Source organism: Streptomyces sp. GDS52 (assembly GCF_052246875.1).
GTDB classification, from domain to species: Bacteria; Actinomycetota; Actinomycetes; order Streptomycetales; family Streptomycetaceae; genus Streptomyces; species Streptomyces cathayae.
Genome location: NZ_CM125966.1, coordinates 3,846,756 through 3,869,341, shown reverse-complemented (window position 1 = coordinate 3,869,341; position 22,586 = coordinate 3,846,756). Strand labels below are relative to the sequence as shown.

Annotated in this window: 22 protein-coding genes; 15 read left to right on the top strand and 7 right to left on the bottom strand. The window is 70.0% G+C overall.

Translation table 11 applies throughout. The features are described from left to right. Positions 1 to 215: 215 nt before the first annotated feature. From mshD to pstB, 8 genes are all read left to right on the top strand, one after another. On the top strand, positions 216 to 1,187 hold the full coding sequence (mshD, locus tag ACTWJ9_RS17605; protein ID WP_387035813.1) for a mycothiol synthase: 972 nt from the start codon (positions 216 to 218) through the stop codon (positions 1,185 to 1,187). Between the two features lie 666 nt (positions 1,188 to 1,853). After that, positions 1,854 to 4,091 carry an RNA degradosome polyphosphate kinase gene (locus tag ACTWJ9_RS17600; protein WP_279335181.1) on the top strand — a complete coding sequence of 746 codons (2,238 nt, stop codon included), beginning with the start codon at positions 1,854 to 1,856 and terminating at the stop codon, positions 4,089 to 4,091. Beyond that, positions 4,072 to 5,322 (top strand): CHAD domain-containing protein, encoded by a 1,251-nt coding sequence (locus ACTWJ9_RS17595; protein WP_387035817.1) that lies wholly within the window; start codon positions 4,072 to 4,074, stop codon positions 5,320 to 5,322. Before ACTWJ9_RS17600 ends, ACTWJ9_RS17595 begins: the two co-directional genes overlap by 20 nt. Positions 5,323 to 5,441: 119 nt before the next feature. After that, positions 5,442 to 5,822, top strand: a complete 381-nt coding sequence (locus tag ACTWJ9_RS17590) for an NUDIX hydrolase (protein ID WP_443295896.1) — start codon at positions 5,442 to 5,444, stop codon at positions 5,820 to 5,822. Between the two features lie 419 nt (positions 5,823 to 6,241). Next, a complete protein-coding gene (gene pstS / locus ACTWJ9_RS17585; protein WP_443294405.1) occupies positions 6,242 to 7,375 on the top strand; it encodes a phosphate ABC transporter substrate-binding protein PstS in 1,134 nt (377 codons plus the stop codon). A gap of 106 nt (positions 7,376 to 7,481) precedes the next feature. Then, a complete protein-coding gene (gene pstC, locus ACTWJ9_RS17580; protein ID WP_388708391.1) occupies positions 7,482 to 8,480 on the top strand; it encodes a phosphate ABC transporter permease subunit PstC in 999 nt (332 codons plus the stop codon). Then, positions 8,477 to 9,535 carry a phosphate ABC transporter permease PstA gene (gene pstA, locus ACTWJ9_RS17575; protein ID WP_279335176.1) on the top strand — a complete coding sequence of 353 codons (1,059 nt, stop codon included), beginning with the start codon at positions 8,477 to 8,479 and terminating at the stop codon, positions 9,533 to 9,535. The genes pstC and pstA overlap by 4 nt, the downstream gene beginning before the upstream one ends. 43 nt (positions 9,536 to 9,578) lie before the next feature. Then, entirely contained in the window at positions 9,579 to 10,355 is a 777-nt protein-coding gene (pstB, locus tag ACTWJ9_RS17570; RefSeq protein ID WP_384203996.1) for a phosphate ABC transporter ATP-binding protein PstB, read from the top strand. 96 nt (positions 10,356 to 10,451) lie between these two features. Here the strand turns inward: pstB and ACTWJ9_RS17565 are convergent, their stop codons facing one another. After that, entirely contained in the window at positions 10,452 to 11,453 is a 1,002-nt protein-coding gene (locus ACTWJ9_RS17565; RefSeq protein WP_279335174.1) for an inorganic phosphate transporter, read from the bottom strand. 8 nt (positions 11,454 to 11,461) lie between these two features. Beyond that, the gene (locus tag ACTWJ9_RS17560) at positions 11,462 to 12,082 is read right to left on the bottom strand and encodes a DUF47 domain-containing protein (RefSeq protein ID WP_279335173.1); all 621 of its coding nucleotides are present in this window, start codon (positions 12,080 to 12,082) and stop codon (positions 11,462 to 11,464) included. A gap of 242 nt (positions 12,083 to 12,324) precedes the next feature. Here ACTWJ9_RS17560 and ACTWJ9_RS17555 point away from each other — a divergent pair, with 242 nt between their 5' ends. Continuing rightward, positions 12,325 to 12,774 (top strand): metal-sensitive transcriptional regulator, encoded by a 450-nt coding sequence (locus ACTWJ9_RS17555; protein WP_443294404.1) that lies wholly within the window; start codon positions 12,325 to 12,327, stop codon positions 12,772 to 12,774. Here the strand turns inward: ACTWJ9_RS17555 and ACTWJ9_RS17550 are convergent. The 5 genes from ACTWJ9_RS17550 to ACTWJ9_RS17530 form a co-directional block, all read right to left on the bottom strand. After that, complete coding sequence (locus ACTWJ9_RS17550; RefSeq protein WP_443295895.1) at positions 12,763 to 12,978, bottom strand: hypothetical protein; 216 nt, start codon at positions 12,976 to 12,978, stop codon at positions 12,763 to 12,765. The two genes, ACTWJ9_RS17555 and ACTWJ9_RS17550, sit on opposite strands and share 12 nt — an antisense overlap. A 90-nt stretch (positions 12,979 to 13,068) precedes the next feature. Continuing rightward, on the bottom strand, positions 13,069 to 13,923 hold the full coding sequence (locus ACTWJ9_RS17545; protein ID WP_279335171.1) for a hypothetical protein: 855 nt from the start codon (positions 13,921 to 13,923) through the stop codon (positions 13,069 to 13,071). A gap of 339 nt (positions 13,924 to 14,262) precedes the next feature. Continuing rightward, the gene (locus tag ACTWJ9_RS17540; protein ID WP_443294403.1) at positions 14,263 to 14,955 is read right to left on the bottom strand and encodes a phosphatase PAP2 family protein; all 693 of its coding nucleotides are present in this window, start codon (positions 14,953 to 14,955) and stop codon (positions 14,263 to 14,265) included. 212 nt (positions 14,956 to 15,167) lie between these two features. Continuing rightward, positions 15,168 to 16,178, bottom strand: coding sequence for a C40 family peptidase (locus tag ACTWJ9_RS17535; RefSeq protein WP_279338002.1), 1,011 nt, complete (start codon positions 16,176 to 16,178; stop codon positions 15,168 to 15,170). A 129-nt stretch (positions 16,179 to 16,307) separates the two neighbouring features. Next, a complete protein-coding gene (locus ACTWJ9_RS17530) occupies positions 16,308 to 16,715 on the bottom strand; it encodes an ATP-binding protein (RefSeq protein WP_387035822.1) in 408 nt (135 codons plus the stop codon). A gap of 203 nt (positions 16,716 to 16,918) precedes the next feature. Between ACTWJ9_RS17530 and ACTWJ9_RS17525 the strand changes: the two genes are divergently transcribed. The 6 genes from ACTWJ9_RS17525 to ACTWJ9_RS17500 all read left to right on the top strand — a co-directional run bounded on the left by ACTWJ9_RS17525 (position 16,919) and on the right by ACTWJ9_RS17500 (position 22,585). Beyond that, on the top strand, positions 16,919 to 17,770 hold the full coding sequence (locus ACTWJ9_RS17525) for a helix-turn-helix domain-containing protein (protein WP_279335168.1): 852 nt from the start codon (positions 16,919 to 16,921) through the stop codon (positions 17,768 to 17,770). A gap of 15 nt (positions 17,771 to 17,785) precedes the next feature. Beyond that, positions 17,786 to 18,142, top strand: coding sequence for a DUF397 domain-containing protein (locus ACTWJ9_RS17520; RefSeq protein ID WP_387035825.1), 357 nt, complete (start codon positions 17,786 to 17,788; stop codon positions 18,140 to 18,142). Positions 18,143 to 18,350: 208 nt separating this feature from the next. After that, the gene (locus ACTWJ9_RS17515; RefSeq protein WP_042174769.1) at positions 18,351 to 18,659 is read left to right on the top strand and encodes a hypothetical protein; all 309 of its coding nucleotides are present in this window, start codon (positions 18,351 to 18,353) and stop codon (positions 18,657 to 18,659) included. 200 nt (positions 18,660 to 18,859) lie between these two features. After that, complete coding sequence (locus ACTWJ9_RS17510; protein WP_443294402.1) at positions 18,860 to 19,687, top strand: hypothetical protein; 828 nt, start codon at positions 18,860 to 18,862, stop codon at positions 19,685 to 19,687. After that, a complete protein-coding gene (locus tag ACTWJ9_RS17505) occupies positions 19,677 to 21,029 on the top strand; it encodes a hypothetical protein (RefSeq protein ID WP_443294401.1) in 1,353 nt (450 codons plus the stop codon). The genes ACTWJ9_RS17510 and ACTWJ9_RS17505 overlap by 11 nt, the downstream gene beginning before the upstream one ends. Beyond that, positions 21,026 to 22,585, top strand: a complete 1,560-nt coding sequence (locus ACTWJ9_RS17500) for an SCO6880 family protein (protein ID WP_387035831.1) — start codon at positions 21,026 to 21,028, stop codon at positions 22,583 to 22,585. The genes ACTWJ9_RS17505 and ACTWJ9_RS17500 overlap by 4 nt, the downstream gene beginning before the upstream one ends. Position 22,586: the final 1 nt, after the last annotated feature.

The window sequence follows — 22,586 nt, the reverse complement described above, 5'->3', positions numbered from 1 at the left end:
CCGGGCCGAACCCGCGTGAGGCGCGCGCCGACCGCCCGGCGCAGCCTAGGGTCAACGCGCGTAGCGCGACAGGGGGTTCATGATTACATCCTGGTTATCTTTCAGTCCCGGCACCGGTCGCGCCGTGCGGCCGGGGCCGCTCGCGCCGTGCGTTCGGCTCCGCGTCCGACGCCGTCGTCGTCCCTTTTCGGCGCCCGCCGCTTACCCTCGTACGCATGACCAGCGACGACTTCGCACGGCCGGGCCGCACCCGCTCGCTCCAGACGTACACCGCGCTCTCCCCCGAGCAGATCGAGGCGGTTCTCGCCCTGCTCGACGAGGCCGCCCGGACCGACGGACAGCAGGCGGTGTCCGAGCAGGGGCGGTTGCAGCTGCGCGGCGGTGAACGGGCGGGCGTGACCCATCTGTTGCTCTTCCTCACCCGCGAGACGAGCGAGGCGAGCGAGAGCGACGGCGGCAAGGACGGCGAACTCGTCGGGTACGCCCAGCTGGAGGACACCGACCCGGTCGAACCACCGGCCGCCGAGCTGGTCGTGCACCCCTCCCACCGGGGGCGGGGGCACGGACGGGCGCTCGGGTCCGCGCTGCTCGCCGCCTCCGGCAAGCGGCTGCGGGTGTGGGCGCACGGCGGTCACTCCGCGGCCCGCCATCTCGCCCAGGTCCTCGGACTCACCCTCTTCCGCGAACTGCGGCAGATGCGGCGGCCGTTGGCCGGGCTGGAGCTGCCCGATCCGGTACTGCCGGAGGGCGTGACCGTGCGGGCCTTCGTCCCCGGGCGGGACGACGCCGCCTGGCTCGCGCTGAACGCCGCCGCCTTCGCCCACCACCCCGAGCAGGGTGCCCTCACCCAGCGCGACCTGGACGACCGCAAGGCCGAGCCGTGGTTCGACCCCGAGGGCTTCTTCCTCGCCGAGCGGGAGGGCGGCGGGCTCGTCGGCTTCCACTGGACCAAGGTGCACCGGGCGGAGGGGCTCGGCGAGGTGTACGTCCTCGGCGTGAGCCCGCAGGCCCAGGGCGGCGGCCTGGGCAAGTCCCTGACCACGATCGGCCTGCGGTACCTGGCGGGGCAGGGACTGCCCACCGCGATGCTGTACGTCGACGCCGACAACAAGGCGGCCGTGGCCGTCTACGAGCGGCTGGGCTTCCTCACCCACGAGACGGACCTGATGTACCGGACGGAGACCTGACAAACCCACCGGCCCCGGCGGACCCGACAGACCCAACGGACCCGGCGAGCCCAACGGGCTCGTCAGACCTGCCAGGCCCGACGAGCCCGACAGACCCGGCGAACCCGATGAACCTGACAGGCCCGGCGGACCTGGCGAGCCCGACAGACCGGCGGACCCGGCGAACCCGGCGACCCCGACGGACCCGACAGACCGGCGAACCCAGCAGACCCGACAGACCGGCGGACCGGAGAGACCGGGCTCGCGCCCCGCGCACCGGCTCCGGCCCGCCGTCTCCGCCGGGGGCCCGAATCCGGCCCCCGGCGCGAGCCCGCCCGAAGCGGGCGCATACGGCTGACGGAGGGCCGCAGAACCGGCCCGAAGCGGGCCCGGGGCGGGCCACACCCCCACCCCCGCACGGGACACCTGATCGACACGGCGCCATACCGCCGGGAATGTACGGTTCGCACCCCGGACGCGCTCCCCGCGGGCCGCTCCCCGATATCCCGCACGTCATGTCTCCGTAACCGCTGATTCAGACAGTCTTGCGACGCTCGGCGAATGAATCGCGCCGCCTCAGAGCCACCGCCGCCCCGGAGGGGTGACTGGGACGTCCCAGGGGCACCATTCGTCCCACCCGCGCTTTCCGACGCGCCCGTGAGGCTGCAGGCGCGGAACAATGGGTCCATGAGCCAGCCGAACGCCGACGCAAAGGCACAGGTACAGCACGCGCAGCCCTCCGTGGGCTCCATCGCCGCACACCGGCCGCACACCGTGGCCGGCACGGTCTCCGACCTGGAACCCGACATCGACGCGGACCTCGACGCCTACGAGGAGTCGCAGACGGGCGGCGAACCGCTGCCCCAGGGCCGATTCCTCGACCGGGAGCGCAGCTGGCTCGCGTTCAACGAGCGGGTCCTCGAACTCGCCGAGGACCCCGCCACCCCGCTGCTCGAACGGGCCAACTTCCTCGCGATCTTCGCCAGCAACCTGGACGAGTTCTTCATGGTCCGGGTGGCCGGCCTGAAGCGCCGTATCGCCACCGGTGTCGCCGTCCGCTCCGCCTCCGGCCTCCAGCCGCGCGAGGTGCTGGAGATGATCTGGAGCCGCTCGCGCGAGCTGATGGCGCGGCACGCCGCCTGCTTCCACGAGGACGTCCTGCCCGCGCTGACGGACGCGGGCATCAACCTGGTCCGCTGGAGCGAGCTGACGGAGAAGGAGCAGGCCCGCCTGTTCACCCTCTTCCGGCACCAGATCTTCCCCGTGCTGACCCCGCTGGCGGTCGACCCGGCGCACCCGTTCCCGTACATATCGGGCCTGTCGCTGAACCTGGCCGTGGTCGTGCGCAACCCGGTCACCGGCCACAAGCACTTCGCCCGGGTCAAGGTGCCGCCGCTGCTGTCCCGCTTCCTGGAGAGCTCCCCGGGCCGCTACGTCCCCCTCGAGGACGTCATCGCCGCCCATCTGGAGGAGCTGTTCCCGGGTATGGAGGTGCTGCAGCACCACGCCTTCCGGCTCACCCGCAACGAGGATCTGGAGGTCGAGGAGGACGACGCGGAGAACCTTCTCCAGGCCCTGGAGAAGGAGCTCATGCGGCGCCGCTTCGGGCCGCCGGTGCGCCTGGAGGTCGAGGAGTCCATCGACCGCGACGTCCTGGACCTGCTCGTGCGCGAGCTGAAGATCAGCGAGGCCGAGGTGTACCCGCTGCCGGGGCCGCTCGACCTCACCGGTCTCTTCCGGATCCACGGCCTGGACCGGCCCGAGCTGAAGTACCGCGCGTTCATCGCCGGCACCCACCGCGACCTCGCCGAGGTCGAGTCGGCGTCGGCGCCCGACATCTTCGCCGCGCTCCGCAGCCGGGACGTGCTCCTGCACCACCCGTACGACTCGTTCTCCACGTCCGTGCAGGCCTTCCTGGAGCAGGCCGCCGCCGACCCGGACGTCCTCGCCATCAAGCAGACCCTGTACCGGACCTCCGGTGACTCCCCGATCGTCGACGCGCTGATCGAGGCCGCCGAGGCCGGCAAGCAGGTCCTCGTCCTGGTCGAGATCAAGGCCCGCTTCGACGAGCACGCCAACATCAACTGGGCGCGCAAGCTGGAGGAGGCCGGCTGCCACGTCGTCTACGGCCTGGTCGGCCTGAAGACCCACTGCAAGCTGTCCCTCGTGGTCCGCCAGGAGGGCGAGACGCTACGGCGTTACTGCCACGTCGGCACCGGCAACTACCACCCCAAGACGGCCCGGCTCTACGAGGACCTCGGCCTGCTCACCGCCGACCCGCAGGTCGGCGCGGACCTCTCCGACCTGTTCAACCGCCTCTCCGGCTACTCCCGCCGTGAGACGTACCGGCGGCTGCTGGTCGCGCCGAAGTCGCTGCGCGACGGTCTGATCTCGCGGATCGACAAGGAGGCCCAGCACCACCGGGCCGGACGCCCCGCCTACGTCCGCATCAAGGTCAACTCGATGGTGGACGAGGCGATCATCGACGCCCTCTACCGGGCGTCGCAGGCGGGGGTGCCGGTGGACGTGTGGGTGCGCGGCATCTGCGCGATCCGGCCGGACGTCGAGGGCCTGTCGGAGAACATCCGGGTCCGTTCCATCCTCGGCCGCTTCCTCGAACACTCCCGTGTCTTCTGCTTCGGCAACGGCGGTGAGCCCGAGGTGTGGTTCGGCAGCGCGGACATGATGCACCGCAATCTGGACCGCCGTATCGAGGCCCTGGTCAGGGTCACCGACCCCGCCCACCGGGCGGCGCTGAACCGGCTGCTGGAGACCGGCATGTCCGACGCCACCTCGTCCTGGCACCTCGGCTCGGACGGAACGTGGACCCGACACGCGGTGGACGCGGACGGCCGGCCCCTGCGGCACGTCCAGGAGATGCTCATTGACGCCCGGAGGCGCCGGCGTGGCACAGCAACACCTTGAACCGACGGATCCGACCCGCCTGGCCGGCCCGGTGCTCAGCCCGGTGACCGGCCCGGTGCCCGCGGCGGCCCTCGCCGGTTATCTGCGGGCCCAGGCCACCGAGTTCCTGCGCGCGCTGCGCCTCCACCGGGAGGCGGGGGCGGGCACGGCGTCCTCGGAGGGTTCCGCCGAGGCGGCGCTCGCGCTGCGCCGTTCGGCCCGCCGGATCAGCGGCAGCCTGCACACCTTCCAGGCGGTCCTGGACCCCGACTGGTCCGAGGCGATGCGCCCGGAACTGGCCTGGGTCTCCGGCACGCTGGCCCTGGAACACGCCTGCTCGGCGCGGCTGGAGCGGCTGCTCCTGGCCCTGCACCGGCTGTCGGGCACGGCGTTCCCGGCCCAGGCGGACGCCGGGAGCAGAACCGGGACGGCCCGGTCGGCCGCCCCGGCCCCCGCCGCCCCCGGGGCGAGCGCGCGTACCGGTACGCGTACGGCGACCGCCTCCGGTCCCGCCGAGCCGACGGCCGCCACCGCGGTGTCCGAACGCGGCAAGCTCACCGTGGGTGCCGCGAGGGCCGGTGCCCTGCTGGACCGGCAGCTCACCCTGGCCCGGACCCGGGCGCACTCCACGGCGCTGCAGGCCCTCGGTTCCTCCCGTTTCCACGCGGTCGCCGACAAGGTCGCCGTGCTGGCCAGCGAGGTTCCGCTGACCCCGGCCGCCGGCTCCGCCGACCTGCGCCCGCTGGCCGAGACCGCGCGGGAGCGGCTCGTCGACGCCGTCGCCGCGCTGCCCCTGGTCACCGCGGGCAGCCCGTACAACGCGGAGGCGCTGCTGCACGGGCTGTCGCCGGATCCGGCCCCGCATCCGCAGGACGTTCCCTGGCACCAGGTCCGTCTGCTGCTGCGCCTGCACCGGTACGCCCGTGAGGTCCTGTACGCCGCCGTCCCGGCCCCCACCGGCACCGAAGGCCCCGCGGACCGCACCGCCCGCACCGGCGGCCCCGCGGGAAACACCGGCAGTGCCGCCCCGCCCCCGAACGTCGGCCTCGTCGCCGCGGGCGAGGCCCTGGACCGGCACCGGGACGCCTCCGAGGCGTCGGCGGCCGCGGCGCACGCCGCCCGTACCCCGCGGATCGCCCCGGCCACGGCGTACGCGCTCGGCGTGCTCCACGCGGACCAGCGGCACGACGTGGAGGCGGCGCGGTACGCGTTCCAGCACTGCTGGCAGACGGACGTCGTCGGCTCGTTGTAGGGAGGCACCCGGTGAGCCCGTCCGACAGCTCCCGCCGGCCCGCGGCCCCGGACCCGACCCCGGAGCCGACCCCGGCCCCGGCCGCCCTCACGCTCACCGTTCAGGCGGCCGGCTGTGTCCTGTGGCGGCACTCCCCGGTAGGGGGGACGCTCGAACTGTGTCTCGTGCACCGTCCCAAGTACGACGACTGGTCCTGGCCCAAGGGCAAGCTGAAGCACGGCGAGGACCCACTCGCCGGAGCGCTGCGCGAGGTCGCGGAGGAGACGGGCCACTGGGCGGTGCCCGCCGTGGAACTCCCGTCGGCGCACTACCTGGCGAACGGCCGGCCGAAGCGGGTCCGGTACTGGGCCGCCGAGGCCGTCGGCGGCACGTTCACCCCCAACGACGAGGTGGACCGCATCCTCTGGCTCCCCCCGCACAGGGCCCGCCGCCGGCTCACCGAGCCGAGGGACGCGGACCTGGTGGACGCCCTGCTCGCCACCTTCCGCTCGGCCCGCTAGCACCCGCCCGCCCCTGCGGCAGCCCCTCCGTCACCACGCACACCACCCGCACCACGCATGCCGCCCGCACCACCCGCACCACCCGCACCACCCGCACCACCTCCAGGCAACGCGCAAACAGCCATCCGGAAACGCCCGGACGACACCCCGGCCGCGGTCCTCCGTCGTACGGGAGTGCCCCGTTCCGGCCCGGTATCCCCCCGTGTCCTTGGCGTAAGCGTTCCGTGACCTCACCACACCGTCCTCAGGGGTTCACCTCTCGTTCATTTACGCCCATCGGCGACGTCACCTCTTCTGCCTAATTTCGGCCTTACGCGATGCGAACCGCCCGCCGATCGGGCGCCGGCATCGCCCAGACTTCTGACTTCAGACTTCGCACGCCGCCGCACTCAGGCCGGCGGCACCTGGAAGGAACTCAAGTGAAGCTTCAGCGCAAGAACCGGCGAGCCCTCGCTCTCGGCGCTCTCGCCGTCTCCGGCGCCCTGGCCCTCACGGCGTGCGGGTCGGACGACACCAGCGGCGGCAACGGCGGCAGCGGTGACTCCTCCGCCAGCGCGCAGACCGGCAACATCCAGTGCGACGACGCCAAGGGTCAGCTTCAGGCCTCCGGCTCCTCCGCGCAGAAGAACGCGATCGACGCCTGGGTCAAGAACTACACGGCCGCCTGCAAGGACGTGCAGGTCAACTACCGTCCTGACGGTTCCGGCGCCGGCATCACCGCCTTCCTCCAGGGTCAGACCGCGTTCGCCGGCTCCGACTCGGCGCTCAAGCCGGAGGAGATCGAGGACTCCAAGAAGATCTGCACCGACGGTCAGGCCATCGACCTGCCGATGGTCGGCGGCCCGATCGCGATCGGCTACAACGTCCCGGGCGTCGACGAGCTCGTCCTGGACGCCGCGACCATCTCGGCGATCTTCGACAGCAAGATCGACAACTGGAACGACGAGAAGATCGCGAAGCTCAACCCCGACGCGAAGCTCCCCGACCTGAAGATCCAGGCCTTCCACCGCTCCGACGAGTCCGGCACCACGGACAACTTCACCAAGTACCTGAAGGCCGCCGCGCCGAAGGCCTGGCCCTACGAGCCGGGCAAGTCGTGGGAGGCCAAGGGCGGCCAGTCCGCCCAGGGCTCCTCCGGTGTGGCGCAGCAGGTGAAGCAGGTCGAGGGTGCGATCTCGTACTTCGAGCTCTCCTACGCCAAGGAGGGCATCAAGACCGTCGACGTGAAGACCGAGGCCGCCGAGCCGGTCAAGGCCACGATCGAGAACGCCACGGCCGCCATCGGCGCCGCCAAGGTCGTCGGCACCGGCAAGGACCTCGCGCTGGAGCTGGACTACACCCCCGAGGCCGAGGGTGCCTACCCGCTCGTCCTGGTGACCTACGAGATCGCCTGCGACAAGGGCAACAAGGCGGACACCCTGCCCGCCACGAAGTCCTTCCTGAACTACATGGCCTCCGAGGACGGTCAGGCCCTGCTGGCGGACGCCGGCTACGCCCCGATGCCCGAGGAGATCATCACCAAGGTTCGCGACACCATCTCGAGCCTGAGCTGACCCCGAGTGCGGTCCGGCTCCCCACCAGGGGCCGGACCGCACCGTCCGGTGCACCGCCGCCATGGGGCCTCGAACAGTGAGAGGCCCCGCAGACCGGAGAACCCTGATGGACATATCCACAACACAGACCGCCCCACCCCCCGTCCCCCCGCCGGCCGAGCAGAAGCGCGCCGCCCGCGGCGCCACCCGCCCCGGTGACCGGATCTTCCTCGGGCTCTCCCGGGGGTCCGGCATTTTCGTGCTGGTGCTCATGGCCGCGATCGCGGCCTTCCTCACGTACCGCACGGTGATCGCGCTCGGCAGCAACGAGGCCAACTTCTTCACCTCGTTCGAATGGAACCCCAGCGGCAACCCGCCGGAGTTCGGCATCGCGGTACTGGCCTACGGCACCGTCGTGTCGTCGGTCATCGCCATGGTCATCGCGGTCCCGGTCTCGGTGGGCATCGCGCTGTTCATCACGCACTACGCCCCGCGCAGGCTCAGCGGCCTCATCGGATACGTGATCGACCTGCTCGCCGCCGTGCCGTCCATCGTCTACGGCCTGTGGGGAGCCCTCGTGCTGGTACCGCACCTGGGCGGTCTCTACGGCTGGCTGGACGACTACCTCGGCTGGACCGGCCTCTTCGAGTGGAACGGCGGCGTCGCGCGCTCGCTGTTCACGGTGGGCGTCCTGCTCGCCCTGATGATCCTGCCGATCATCACCAGCGTCAGCCGTGAGGTCTTCCGGCAGGCGCCGCAGATGCACCAGGAGGCCGCCCTCGCACTGGGCGCCACCCGCTGGGAGGTCATCCGCATGTCGGTGATCCCCTTCGGCCGTTCCGGCGTGATCTCCGCCTCGATGCTGGGCCTCGGCCGCGCGCTCGGCGAGACGATGGCCGTGGCCATGGTGCTCTCGTCGTCCTTCGACATCAACTTCAGCCTGCTCGACACGGGCGGCGGCACGTTCGCGCAGAACATCGCCAGCAAGTTCAACGAGGCCAACCCGCTGGGCCGGGACGCGCTGATCGCGTCCGGTCTGGTGCTCTTCGTGATCACCCTGGTGGTCAACGGCGGCGCCCGCCTGATCATCGCCCGCCGCAAGGAGTACTCGGGGGCCAACGCATGAGCCACGCAACCATCACCCCCAAGTCCGCGAGCTCCCTGCACGGCGCCCGGCTCCCCAAGTGGTACGCCGCCGCCGTCGCCGCCGGCTCGATCGCGCTGGGCCTCGGCATCAGCACCGTGGCCGGCCTGCACAGCAGCATCCAGTGGGCGCTGATCGCCGCGCTCCTCTTCATCTTCGGCTCCTACGCCCTGTCGGCCGTGGTCGAGGGCAAGCGTCAGGCGAAGGACCGCACCGCGACCAGCCTGGTCTGGGTCTCCTTCATCATCGCCGTCATCCCGCTGGCCTCCCTGATCTGGGAGACGGTCAAGAAGGGCGTGAAGGTCCTCGACGGCTTCTTCCTCACCCACTCCATGGGTGTCGTCGCCGACCAGGAGCCCGGCGGCGGTATCTACCACGCCATCCTCGGCACCCTGGAGCAGGTCGGCATCGCCACCCTGATCTCGGTCCCGCTCGGCATCCTGACCGCGATCTACCTGGTCGAGTACGGGCGGGGCAAGCTCGCCCAGGCCGTCACCTACTTCGTCGACGTCATGACGGGCATCCCGTCGATCGTCGCCGGCCTGTTCATCCTCAGCCTGTGGATCATCATGCTGGACATGGGCTACTCCGGCTTCGCCGGTTCGCTCGCCCTGTGCATCCTGATGATCCCGATCGTCGTCCGGTCCACCGAGGAGATGCTCAAGCTCGTCCCGAACGAGCTGCGCGAGGCCTCCCTCGCGCTCGGCATCCCCAAATGGCGCACCATCCTGAAGGTCGTCCTGCCGACGTCCATCGGCGGGATCGTCAACGGCGTCATGCTGGCCATCGCCCGCATCACCGGTGAGACCGCTCCCGTGCTGCTGCTGGTCTGGGGTACGGCCACCATCAACGCCAACCCCTTCGACGGCCCTCAGGCGTCACTGCCGATGTACATCTATCTGCAGTACAACAACGGCTCCGAGCCGGCCTACGACCGTGCCTGGGCGGCGGCCCTGACGCTCATCGCGTTCATCATGATCCTCAACCTCGCGGCCCGCGGCATCGCCCGCTGGAAGGCCCCGAAGACCGGTCGCTGACGCGGCCATCAGCGACACGGACCCGAAAGAAGCAGTGATCCACATGGCCAAGCGCATCGACATCAGCGGCCTCAACGCCTACTACGGCTCCTTCCTCGCCATCGAGGACATCTCGATGACCGTCGAGCCCCGCTCCGTGACGGCCTTCATCGGCCCGTCCGGCTGCGGCAAGTCGACCTTCCTCCGCACCCTCAACCGCATGCACGAGGTCACGCCCGGCGGCAGGGTCGAGGGCAAGGTCATGCTCGACGACGAGAACCTCTACGGCGCCGGCATCGACCCGGTCGCCGTGCGGCGCGAGGTCGGCATGGTCTTCCAGCGCCCCAACCCGTTCCCCACCATGTCGGTCTACGAGAACGTGGCGGCCGGCCTGCGCCTGAACGGCAAGTACCGGAAGTCCGAGCTGGACGGCATCGTCGAGAAGTCCCTGAGGGGCGCCAACCTCTGGAACGAGGTCAAGGACCGCCTGAACAAGCCCGGCTCGGGCCTCTCCGGTGGCCAGCAGCAGCGGCTGTGCATCGCCCGCGCGATCGCGGTCGAGCCGAAGGTGCTCCTGATGGACGAGCCCTGCTCCGCCCTGGACCCGATCTCCACCCTCGCCATCGAGGACCTGATCGGTGACCTCAAGGAGCAGTTCACGATCGTCATCGTGACGCACAACATGCAGCAGGCGGCGCGCGTCTCCGACCGCACCGCGTTCTTCAACCTGGCGGCCGTCGGCCAGCCGGGCAAGCTGATCGAGCTCGACGACACGGAGCGCATCTTCTCCAACCCGTCGGTCCAGGCCACGGAGGACTACATCTCCGGCCGCTTCGGCTGATCACAGACCCCTCACGGTGCTGCATGGCGGTGCCACCGTGAGGACGCGAAGGGCCCGCCCCCCGGTAGTGGGGGCGGGCCCGAGCGTTTTCCGGCGCTACCGGAGGGTCACCAGATGGACCAGCCCGTACGAGGCCGCCGCCACCAGCGCCGCCGCGGGCATGGTGATGAACCACCCCAGGATGATGTTCTTGGCGACGCCCCACCGCACCGCGTTGATGCGCTTCGTCGCCCCGACACCCATGATCGCCGACGTGATCACATGCGTGGTGGAGACCGGCACCTTGAACAGGTACGCCGTGGCGAACATGATCGACGCGCCGGTCGCCTCGGCCGCGAACCCCTGCGGCGGGTCCAGCTCGATGATCTTCCGGCCCAGCGTCCGCATGATCCGCCAGCCGCCCGCGTACGTACCGGCCGACAGCATCACCGCACAGGCGATCTTCACCCAGACCGGGATGGGATCGCCGTACTCCTCGACGTCCGCGATGACCAGGGCCATCACCACGATGCCCATCGTCTTCTGCGCGTCCTGGAGACCGTGCCCGAGCGCCATGGCCGCCGCGGAGACCGTCTGCGCGATACGGAAACCGCGCTTGGCCTTGTGCGGGTTGGACCGCCGGAAGATCCACATGATCGCGGTCATGACCAGGTAGCCGACGAGCAGACCGACGATCGGCGACACGAACATCGGGATGACGACGCTGTCCAGCACCCCGTCCCAGTACACGGTCGTCCCGCCGGCCAGCGCCGCCCCCACCATGCCGCCGAACAGGGCGTGCGAGGAGGAGGACGGCAGTCCGAAGTACCAGGTGACGAGGTTCCAGGTGATCGCGCCGACGAGCGCGGCGAACAGGATCCCCATGCCGGTCGCGCCCTCGGGGGTCTGGATCAGCCCCTCACTGACCGTCTTGGCCACCCCGGACCCCAGGAAGGCGCCGGCCATGTTCATGATGGCGGCCATCGCGAGGGCCACCCGCGGGGTGAGCGCACGGGTCGAGACCGAGGTGGCGATGGCGTTCGCCGAGTCGTGGAAGCCGTTCGTATAGGTGAAGAAGAGCGCGACCCCGATGGTCACGACCAGAGCGAAGGTGTCCATGAAGGGGCTCAGGACTCCTTGACGGCGATGGTCTCGACTGTGTTCGCCACGTGCTCGAAAGCGTCGGCCGCCTCCTCCAGGACATCCACGATCTGCTTCAGCTTGAGCACCTCGATGGCGTCGTACTTGCCGCTGAAGAGATGGGCCAGCAGTTTCCGGTGGATCTGGTCGGCCTGGTTCTCCAGGCGGTTGACCTCGATCCAGTACTCGGTGAGGTTGTCCATGGTCCGCAGGTTCGGCATGGCCTCGGCCGTGAGCTCGGCGGCCCGCGCCAGCACCTCGATCTGCTGGTCGACGCCCTTGGGCAGTTCCTCGACGTTGTAGAGGACGACCAGATCGACGGCCTCCTCCATGAAGTCCATGATGTCGTCGAGGGACGAGGCCAGGGAGTAGATGTCCTCGCGGTCGAAGGGCGTGATGAACGAGGAGTTCAGCTGGTGGAAGATCGCGTGCGTGGCGTCGTCACCCGCGTGTTCCGCGGCTCGCATACGCTCTGCGATCTCGACCCGGGCGGGGCCGTCCGCCCCGAGCAGTTCCATCAGGAGTTTCGAGCCCGTGACGATGTTGCCCGCGGAGGCGGCGAACATGTCGTAGAAGCTCGTCTCCCTGGGGGTCAGACGAAAGCGCACGTGGGGTCCTCGTGATGCATCGGTTCGGTGAGGCTGGTGCCGGGCGCACCATCCAGCCACAACTGTCGGGCCGTCCACCAGTGTCACCCATTCGGTCTCGGGCAACAGGCACGGGGGCGGTCCGGGGGCCGCGGCGCGGCTGCTGCCCGTGGACATCAGCCACAGTGCCTATACCCAACAAAGTTCGCTACCATATACCCGCCAGGGGTATATCTCGCCCGCCACCGCACCAGGAGGACGCGATGACGACCACCGGGACCGGCGCCGGCGCGCCCTCTTCCACGGACACCACGGACGTGACGGATGTGACGGACGTGACGGACACCGCCGACGCGACGGTCGCGACGGACACCACGGACGCGACCGAGGCGGCCGACCCCACGGCCCTCGTCACCGACCACGACCGGGGCATCCACGGCTACCACCACCAGAAGCAGGAACACCTCAAGCGCCTGCGCCGCATCGAGGGCCAGATCCGGGGCCTGCAGCGCATGGTCGACGAGGACGTCTACTGCATCGACATACTCACCCAGGTGTCCGCCTCCACCAAGGCGCTGCAGTCCTTCGCCCTGCAACTGCTGGAGGAGCACCTGCGCCACTGCGTCGCCGACGCGGCCCTCAAGGGCGGCGACGAGATCGACGCCAAGGTGAAGGAAGCGACCCAGGCGATCGCCCGCATGCTACGGACGTGAGCCGCGCGGTCCGGCCGGACCGGCCGGACCGACCCCCGGCTCCGTGCACACCTCGGCCACCTTCAGCACCTTGTCTATGCTCTCCAGGCTGAGCCGGCCCTGGGCGGCGGAGGCGGCGATGATCAGCTCTCCGCACAACTCGATCTCGGCGAGGGCCACATAGTCCCGAACCAACCCACCACCGAGCGGGGCCACACCCGTCACCTCATCCATACCGTCATACGGGCAGAGGCTCCCTAGCGTAGGCAGCACCCCGCGCCCCGCGCATGGCACGTAAGGGCTAGTTCACGCCGGTCATTCCTCGGCGATCCGGCCCGCGTAGATGTCGGCGGGCTCCGGGAGGCGGACGTCGGCGGGGGCGCCGAAGTCGTAGAGGAGGGTGGTGGAGGCGACCGCGACCGGCTCCTCCCGCTCCCCGTTCATGAAGCTGAACCGGTGGCGGACCTTCCGGATGCGTCCCTCGCCGTCCAGGTAGACGTCGAAGGGGACCTCGGCGGTGGCGAAGCCGGTCGCCGCCGCGCCCAGCGGCCCCTTGTTCGCCTCGGAGGCGACGCGCGCGGCCTCGCGCAGGTCCGCCGTGCCCCGGTAGTGCCGCACCTCGGCCCCGGCGAGCTCCATCCTGCCCACGAAGGTGGCGGACCGCGTCCCGCGCAGCAGTTCTGCCGCGGCGAACGGGTCGGTGACGCCACCGGTGACGAGGTTCCCGTCGGACAGCGTCCGGGTGTCCACCCGCACCCACTTGTCGGCGGGCACCCCGGCGCCCCGGTTCTTCATGAACAGCGCGCCCGGAGCGAGCAGCTCGGTGATGGGCCGGCGCACCGACGTACCGGACGGATCCTGCGGCAACAGCACCTTCAGCCGCCCCAGCCGCTTCCGGTAGTCGTACACGCCCTCCCCGCGGATGGTCACCCGGGTACCGCCGGTGGCCATCTCCATCGAGGTGCGCGCCTTGGAGCTGCCCGCCTCCACCAGCGCGTCCGCGGCTTCCCGCACCACCGCCACCGCCGCCGAACCCCCGGACGAGTCGCCGGTCGCCGCCCCGCTCCTGCCGCCGCACCCCGCGAGACCGCCGAGCAGCAGACAGCCGACAGCCCCGAGGGCCACGACCGCACCACCGGCCCGCCCACGCCGCAGTTCCCGTCCTGCCATGCTCCGCCTACCCCCGCTACGTCCGACACGGGCCGCCTGTCCTCCCGGTTAACGACAGGTGGGGGACCCCGTCACGCAGACACACCCGGAGCGGTACCTTTGTCGCGTGGAACAGCAGGGAGCCCCGGTAAGCCTCCAGGAACACAGGACAACCACCTCCGAGCAGGGGCGCTTCTGCGTCGCCCGCTGCCTCTGCGGCTGGCGCGGCCCCGCGAGGAGAGCCAGAAGCCAGGCCCGTACGGACGCCCAGAAACACTCGGTGGAGTGACCCTGACCGGGGAACCACCCCGGGGCCACTCCACCTCGTGACACACGTCACACATCACACGGGACGGCGGGCTACGCCGCCAGGTCGCGCTCCCCCGGCCCGGACTGCCGGGCCTCTCCGGGGTTCACCCGCGCCCCGGCCCCGTCCCCTTTGATCAGCCACGCCCCCCGCCGCGACTGCTCGATCGCCCGCATCAGCGGGGTCAGCAGCGCCATGGCGGGCGGCGACAGCAGCAGCGCGACAGCCGTGCCGAGCGCGAGTCCGCCCACGACGTCCGTCGGGTAGTGCACCCCCATGTAGACCCGGATGAACCCGCCCAGCACCCCGAACACCAGGCCGATGAGCCCGAGCCGCCGATTGGCCAGGAACAGCCCCACCGCCAGCGCCATGCAGAGCGTCGCGTGGTCGCTGACGAACGAGTAGTCGGACTTGCCGTCGACCAGGACCTCGAGCCCCTCGTGGTCCAGGAAGGGCCGGCGCCGCTCCACGAACTCACGTATCGGCACGTTCACCAGGACCGCGACGCCCGCCGCGAGCGGGGCCCACACCAGGGCGGCCACGGTCGGGGCCGCGTCCTCGCCGCCCCGCTTCCTGACGCCCCACCAGCACCACACCAGCATCCCCAACAAGGCGAACAGCAGGCCGAACTCGCCCACGAACTCCATGAGGTGGTCGAACCACGGCGGTGCGGCCTTCGCCAGGCCGTTGATGTCATAGAGCAGGTCGACGTCGGGGTTCGACCCGGAATCTGCGAGTCCAGCCATGGTGCTGAGGCCCCTTCGTCATCTCTTTCCTCCGGCGCACCGTGCGTACGCCGCTACCCCACCCCCGTGGTGTAGAACCGCTGGCCTGTTCGGCTACGACAACAGGAACGCACGGCCCTGGCCGATACGTTCCGCCCTCTATCGAATGATCACTCAGACGTTATCGAAGAGAGATGCGTCGTCGCAGCTCAGGGGGCTGGTTCAGGCACCGCTCAGACCGTCGTGGGGAGTGCTTTCGCGCCATCTTCGGTGACGCGGGTGGCACCAAAGTAGTCAGGTGTGTCGATCGGGTCGAATCGGATCACGGCACCCGGACGCGGCGCGTCGATCATGTACCCACCGCCGACGTAAATGCCCACATGCCGGATGGCCCGGGAATCGGTGAGATCGTCCGAGAAGAAGACCAGATCGCCGGGGAGCAGTTCGTCCCGCGCGGGGTGCGGTCCCGCGTTGTACTGATCGTTCGCCACCCGCGGGAGCGTGATCCCCACGCTCTCGTACGCGGCCTTGGTCAGCCCCGAGCAGTCGAAGCGTCCTCCCTGGTCAGCGGTGCCGTTACCGCCCCAGAGGTAGAGCGTGCCGAGCTTCTTCTGCGCGTAGTCGATGGCTCCGGCGGCCTGCCTGGAGGGGTCGACCCGACCGACCGGCGCGGCGAAGCTCTCCTCCAGCGAGAGGATGCGCTTGACGTAGTTCTGCGTCTCCTTGTACGGCGGCACACCGCTGTACTTGATGACCGCGTACGCCCCGGCGTTGTACGAGGCCAGCATGTTTTCGGTCAGATTCCCCGGCACGTCCTTCACATAGCCCGCGAGGGCGCAGTCGTACGTCGCCGCCGAGGGAATCGCGTCGTTCGGGTCCCATACGTCCCGGTCGCCGTCACCGTCCCCGTCGACACCGTGGGTGGCCCAGGTGCCGGGGATGAACTGGGCGATGCCCTGCGCCGCCGCGTGGCTCTGCGCCCTCGGGTTGAACCCGCTCTCCTGGTACAACTGCGCGGCGAGCAGCGCCGGGTTGATGGCCGGACAGAGATTGCCCCACTTCTGCACGAGGGCCTGGTACGCGGCCGGCACGGTCCCCTTCGCCAGCGTCTTGGCGGCACTTCCGCCGGCCCCGCCCGCGAGGTTCCCCGCGACGACGAAGACGCCGACGGCGAGCACCATGACGAAGGCGAGCGCGGAACCCACAGCGACGCCTGCCGCGATCCAGGCCTTACGCACCGTCAACCGCCCCTCGCCGTCCCGGAGTCCGCTGCCCACGTCAGCGTCACGTCAGCATAGAGGCGCCCGCCCCTCTCCGGGGTGATCACGGGAGGGACGGGAACACCTGTGCCGCGTGGGACAGGACGCACGGCATCAGCCGCACTCCGCCCACAGGACCTTCCCCCCGGTCAGCGCCCCCACACCCCACGAGGACGCGCAGGCCCGCACCAGCGACAGCCCCCGCCCGTTCTCCGCCTCGTCCGGCGGCACGTCGAGCGGTGCCCCCTCACCGAACCCGGGAGGCACCCGCGGGTCGGTGTCCCACACCCCGATCCGCAGCCGCCCGTCCTCGGCGGCGCGCAGCCGCAGGGCGTAGGGGCCGGTGGTGTGCACATGGGCGTTGGCGAGGAGTTCGGCGGCCACCAGCTCCGCGGTGGGCACGAGCTCGGCGAGGCCGTGCGCCCCCAGCACGGTCCGCAGGGTGACCCGCGCGATGCGCGGAGCACGGGGATCGTGCGGGAGTTGAAGAACGTACGACCAGGGCGGGTTTACGGTGGGCATGGAAGTCTCCGATCACCGTGGGAAGTTGGAGGATTGCGTACGGTTGCTCCCCAGTGGCATGCCGATCCGTCGACCAGTGCACTTCTGGGGTGGGGCGCCACGAAGGAAGCTAGCAGTCAGGGACTATTTTCTTCGTCCCGATCGGAGCTATAACTACTCTTTCCACCTGTGTGGGTGACGAGTGGTACGGAGGAGCGACGGGCATGCCCGCGAGAACCAACCCCACTGCCCGGCAGCGCCGCTTCGGTGTTGAGCTGCGCAAACTGCGCGAGCGCGCCGGCCTGACCTCGACGGAGGCCGCACAACTCCTAGGGACCAAGCAAGCCCAGGTCAGCAACATGGAGTCAGGACGACAGCCAGTCAGCGCCGATCGCGTGCGCACTCTGGCCTGCCAATACGACTGCCCCGACAAGGACCTCGTCGAAGGCCTCGCCGCGATGACCGGCGAGCGCCGACGCGGCTGGTGGGAGGAGTACCGGGACATCCTGCCGTCGGGTCTGCTGGATCTGGCCGAGCTGGAACACCACGGCACCGCCCTGCGCACTGCCCACACCTCCGGCATTCCGGGCCTCTTGCAGACGATGGACCACGCCCGCGAGGTGTTCCTTCAGGTCGTCCCCGACCTGTCACCCCCTGATGTGGAACACCGGACCTCGTTCCGCATCAAGCGCCAAGCCGTCATCTTCCGCCAGCAGCCGGTCCCCTACCAGGCGATCATTCACGAGGCGGCCCTGCAGATGAGGTTCGGCGGGCGGGACGTGGCCAAGCGGCAGCTCAAGCACCTGCTCAAGATGAGCGAGCACCCCAACATCTCGATCCACGTCATCCCCTTCGACGCGGGCGGCTTTCCCGGAGCCGGACAGCCGATCTACTACGTGCACGGCCCCGTGCCGCCGCTCGACACCGTCCAACTCGACCAGTCCCACGGCATCGCCCTGCTGGATGCCGACGCCCAGCTGGAGAAGTACCGCAAGGTCCTCGATCGTCTGCTGGCCCTCAGCCTGATCGAGATCGAGTCCCGGGCCCTCATCCACCGCATCATCCAGTCCATCTGAGAGGCAGTCACTCCCATGCCCCACTGGCAGAAGTCCTCGTACTGCGGCGAAGGCGAATCCTGCATACACGTCGCAGCCACCACCGCTCCCCGGGCGGCCATCCACATGACCGAGTCCGCCGATCCCAGCGGAGCGATACTCACCGCCACGCCGGACGACTTCCTGAGGCTCCTTCAGGTGCTCAAGGGGGAAGGGGAGGTGACCGCCCACCGGTCCACCGCCATCGACGTGACCGTCGAAGACGACCTCACCGTCCGCATCCACGCCGGCGCGACCCCCGGGACCACCGTCACCACGGACCGACACCGGTGGGACACCTTCGTCCTCGGCGTACGCGCGGGTGAGTTCGACCATTTCGTGGCCCAACCGTGATACACAGAGTGACGATACGACTCATCACTCATCGGCTCGCTCCCCTCCCGGGGACCGGCGCGCGCCGGTGAGAAGCTTTCTTCATACGAAACCCGCCAACTAATGACGCCGAGTCGACGTCCGACGGCGTCATCGTCGGCGACAATGAGGCCTGACCTCTGCATGCCCGCAGGGGGCACGGAACGACCCGACAGGGGCGGTGACTTACATGTTCTTTGCGGCCGACGAGGGAGACATCAACACCATCATCGGCGGGATCGCTCCCGACTGGGGCCCCTTCGGCAGCTTGGGCAACGAGGCCAAGGTCATGATCGAAGTGGTCATGGCGCTCGCCATCCTGATCTGCCTGGGCATCGCCATCTGGGGAGCGGCGAAGCAGCGCATCGGCGCGACGGCGCTGCGCGACACCTTCAGCGCGGAGCAGGGCAAGGGCCTGATCATCGCGGGCCTGACAGGGGTCTTCATCATCGGCTCTCTGGGCACGGTGTTCACCATCGTGTACGGAATGGCCGTGTAGGGGACCCCCATGCCTCCGACCGGGCCCGTCCGGCCTCTCCTTCCACCCCACCCGCCCGTCGCGCCCACCGGCTGAGGTTGCGTTTCCCTGATGTCGACTCATAACACCGCGCCCGCGCGGGGACCAGCACGGCTACCGTCGTACAAGGAGTACGCGGAGTACGAGGTGTTTCCGCACGACGCTGAGGGGGCGTACGCGGCATGAGTCTCGGAGACGAACACGGGAGCTCCGGCGGGTACGGCGGTACGGGCCAGACCCACACCCGCCTGCCGGAGGCGGACGTCAGCCCGTACGCCGGTGGGCGCAGAGGTGGCCGTACGTCGTCGCGCAGCCTGGTCACGGTGGTCGGCGTGGTGGTGCTCCTGATCGCCGCGATCGCCTTCGCGAACCGTGGAGGAGACGATGTGCCATCGGACGAGACCGACGACTCCCCGAAGGCGGCCGCGACGGCCCCCTCCGGGGAGAAGCCGGTCCAGTCGAAAACGGCAGGCATCCCCTCAGGCTTCGCCCACAACCGCCAGGGCGCGGAGAGCGCGGCGGCGAACTACGCGGTGACGCTGGTTTCGGCCGACATCCTCAAGCCCGCTCAGCGGAGCAGGATCGTCCAGCAGCTCTTCGTCGCCGACAAACAGGCCTCCCTGGAGGACCGGTTCAACAAGGCGTACAGCAAGGAGTTCCTGAGCAACATCGGTCTCGACGAGAAGGGCGAAGCGGCCCCGGGCAGCACCTACGTCTCGCGCACCATGCCGGTCGGAACGAAGGTCACGAACTACTCGGACGCAGCCACCGCCGTCGAGGTCTGGTGCTCCGGCGTGTTCGGCACCACCGGTGAGAGCACGACCAACCCGGTCACCAGCGACTGGTTCACCATGACCCTCCAGTTGCACTGGGCGGATGGCGACTGGAAGATCGACAGCTTCTCTCAGAAGGACGGCCCCGCGCCCGTTCCGGGAGACGACAAGGCGTCCACCGCCGAGGAGATGGCCAAAGCCGTCAAGGAGTACGGAGGCTTCACCTATGCCCGGTAGCCAACGCCGCGTACTCAAAGTCGCCGCCATCGTCACAGCCGCTCAAGCCGCAGTCCTGCTGCTGGCCACCCGGGCCGTCGCGGCCCCCACTCCGTCACCGACCCCGTCGGACAACAACTGCGACCTCATCGTCGGGCCTGCCAAGGACTACTGCGAACGCGGCGAGGGCGGAGGATCCGGCGGGTCCGGCGGAGCCGGCAGCCTCAGCGACCCCACCACCGCCCTCGACCCCCTCGCCGCCCTGGCAAGGGGCTGCGCCGACGCCGCCTCCTGGACCATCAAGAAGCTCAGCGACGCCGTCGACGAGACGGCCGCCGTGGACTTCACCAACCCGACGTTCCGCCAGCAGTACGCCGTCGTCTTCGCCGCCTCGACGATCCTGACGCTCCTGCTGTGGCTGCTGGCCGTCGCCAAGCGGGCCGTACGAGGCGTCCCCCTCACGACCGCCCTCTCGGAGGCCATCGGCTTCCTCTGGCTCACGGTGCTGGCCTCGGCGTTCACCCCGCTGATCCTCTACACCGTCGTGTCGGCCACGGACAGCGTGACCGACGTCCTGGCGACGGCGACGGGCAACCAGACGGACACGTTCTTCGGCACGTTCGCGGGCGCCCTGGAGAAGGGCGAGGACATCGGCGGCGGCCCGATCATGCTGATCATCGTCTCGCTGGTGTCGATCCTCGCGGCCGGCGTCCTGTGGCTGGAGCTGGTCATCCGCGCGGCCCTGCTCTACGTGGGCGCGCTGCTCGGCACCGTCGTGTACGCGGGGCTGGTCGACAAGAACCTGTGGGGGCACGTCCGGCGCTGGGCGGGCATCATGATCGCGGTGATCCTGGTGAAACCGGTCATCGTCATCGTGCTGGGCCTGGCGGGCGCGCTGTCCTCCGACGACGGGCCCAACGCCTTCTCCGCCGTGGTGTCGGGCCTCGCCATCATCCTGCTGGCCATCTTCGCCAGCGCGATGATCTACCGCTTCGTGCCGGGCTTCGGCGACGAGATCGCCAACTCCCGCAACAACCGCATCATGCAGGGCGCCGAGAGCAAGGCCGCCGCGGTCATGAGCTCCCCCGCGACCATGGTCGCGCAGGGCATCAAGACCCACAGCACCCGCGCCGACAGCCACGGGGGCGGCCAGTCCTCGTCGTCCGGCGGCGCGCGCCCCTCCAACCCCGCCTCCGGCGGAGTCGCCGCGCACAGCTCGCGCCCCTCGAACGGTGGCGGCGGATCTGTCCCCTCCGCCGCACCTGCCGCACCCGCACCCCGCTCGGGCAGCCCGGTGGCCACACCGCACGCCGGCCGGAGCAACAGCAGCAGTACCAACAGCACGGGAGGTGAAGGGCGTTGACGACCGATTCCCACCTGTCCCATCCGGTCACGCCCCGCCGTACGTATCTGATCGGCCGGGCCCGGCCGAACGCGATCGTCGGCCGCAATCGGGAGACCGGGGAGATCGCGCTGATCGTCCTGGGCGCGTTCTTCGGCATGATGGCCGGTCTCCTCGTCCCCGTGCTGTCCGTGCGGATCGTGCTGCTCGCGGGCCTCCCGATGATCGCGCTGGCCGCCGTGTACGTGCCGTACCGGGGCCGCACGTTCTACAAGTGGTTCGAGATCAACCGGAGCTACCGGCGGAGCGTGCGCCAGGGCACGACGTACCGCTCGGGTGTCGTGGAAGCGGGCACCCGGCTGGACGGCCGGGAGGTCGAGGTCGGGCCGCCGCCCGGGATCGGGCGGATCACCTGGCTCGCCGCCCCCTTCGGGCCCGACGAGATCGCCGTACAGCTGCACGCGGACCGCAAGACGGTCACCGCGGCCATCGAGATCGAGGGCCCCGGCGTGGGCCTGCGCGACTCCGAGGACCAGGAGGCGCTCGTCGACCGCTTCGGCACGCTGCTCAAGCACGTGGCGAACGGCGACGGCTTCGTCACCCGCATCCAGATGCTCGCCCGCACCCTGCCCGCCGACCCCGACGCGCACGCCAAGGACGTCTCCCTGCGCGGGGACGAGAAGGCGCCGCCGTGGCTCCAGCAGTCGTACGACCAGCTGCAGTCGATGGTGTCGACCAGCAGCGAACAGCACCGTGCCTATCTCGTCGCCTGCATGCACTACACGCGTGATCTGGCCTCCGAGGCCAACGCGATGGCCCGCGCGATGCGCACCCAGAGCCGCCGCAAGGTGGACCGGGACGCCGGGCTGGCCGTCGTCATGGCCCGTGAGCTGACCGACATCTGCTCCCGGCTCCAGGAGGCCGACATCCGCGTACGGCAGCCGCTCGGCCAGAGCAGGCTGTCCTCGCTGATCCACTCCATGTACGACCCGGACCACCCCATCGACCACATCCAGGCGATGACCAAGCGCAACGCCTGGCCGGCCGAGCTGGACGCCATGGAGCCCACCTACCTCCAGGCCAAGACCCGCGAGTCCTCCACCCGCGCCCCCTGGTGCCACGCCACGGCCTGGATCAAGGAGTGGCCGATGACCCCGGTGGGCGTCAACTTCCTCGCGCCGCTCCTCGTCCACACCCCGGACGTGATCCGTACCGTCGCCGTCACGATGGACCTGGAACCCACCGAGGTCGCCATCGAGCGCATGCTGACGGAGAAGACCAACGACGAGGCCGACGCGTCCCGCGCCGCGAAGATGAACCGCACGGTCGACCCGCGCGACATCGCCGCGCACGGCCGGCTCGACCAGCGCGGCGAGGACCTCGCCAGCGGCGCGGCCGGCGTCAACCTCGTCGGCTACATCACCGTCTCCTCCCGCAATCCCGAGGCGCTGGCCCGCGACAAGCGGACCATCCGGGCCTCGGCCGGAAAGTCGTACCTGAAGCTGGAGTGGTGCGACCGCGAGCACCACCGCGCCTTCGTGAACACACTCCCGTTCGCCACCGGCATTCGAAGGTAGG